At 43.8% G+C, this 1,057-nt stretch carries 1 protein-coding gene; it reads left to right on the plus strand.

The features are described from left to right. Nucleotides 1-191: 191 nt before the first annotated feature. On the plus strand, nucleotides 192-1,057 hold an 866-nt coding region (locus tag CGZ90_RS17860; RefSeq protein WP_094253899.1), incomplete at its 3' end, for a Na+/H+ antiporter NhaC family protein.

The raw sequence follows: 1,057 nt of genomic DNA on the forward strand, positions 1-1,057 counted from the left end.
ACCGCCCGCCCCGCGGAAAGCGTGCACCTGAAACGGAGATCAACCTCTTCTCTGAGTTCTTACATGCCATCATAATTAACGAAAAAGCCTTTCCGCTCCAAAGTGTTGACAAGGAAACATTGTCATGGTAGTTTATTATAGGTTTACCATATTAGTGTTTTAGTGTAGTAAAGCATATTGGAGGAAACATCATGAATTCAGTCATCATTGCAATTTTAGCCATGCTTATTTTAAGCTTATTGCGCATACATGTAGTACTTGCTCTTGTTGTCGGAGCACTGACAGGTGGGCTTATCGGCGGTCTTGGCATCGAAAAGACCATCGAAGTGTTCAGTGAAGGGCTCGGATCAAATGCCGTTGTAGCCTTAAGCTATGCACTGCTCGGAAGCTTTGCGGTCGCTTTGTCGAAAACAGGGCTTCCAGATCTTATGGTCAACAAGGCGATAAATCTCGTAGGGAAAGAAGGAGAATCTGCGAAAAAGACAGGATCTAAAGTTATTATTTTGTTCGTGATCCTAATGCTTTCGTCATTCTCACAAAATGTCATCCCGATCCACATCGCGATCATCCCGATTTTTATACCGCCGTTATTGCTGGTTTTAAATTCTATGAAAATCGACAGAAGGATGACAGCAGCAATTATCACGTTCGGTTTAATTACACCTTACATGTGGTTTCCGGTAGGCTTCGGCGGCATTTTCCATGAAATCATTCAGACAAACATGAAGGCAAGCGGTATGAGCATCTCCATGGACAGTATTCCTGCAGCCATGACAATTCCGTCTCTTGGCATGATTGCAGGTCTGTTAGTCGCAGTATTTTTCACGTACCGTAAGCCAAGAGAATACGATGATAAACCGATTTCTTTAACTGGAACGACCGCTGAATATACTAAACGCTCAATCGCAGCTGCAATCGCTGCAATTATTGCAGTTATCGCGGTACAGATTCAGACCGATTCTATGATTTTCGGTGCGCTGTCTGGGATCATTATTTTGTATTTCAGCGGACAGATGAAGATCCGCCAGTCGGACCAGCTCTTGACAGAAGGCATGAA

This window comes from Fictibacillus aquaticus, from assembly GCF_002245695.1.
Classification (GTDB): domain Bacteria; phylum Bacillota; class Bacilli; order Bacillales; family Fictibacillaceae; genus Fictibacillus; species Fictibacillus aquaticus.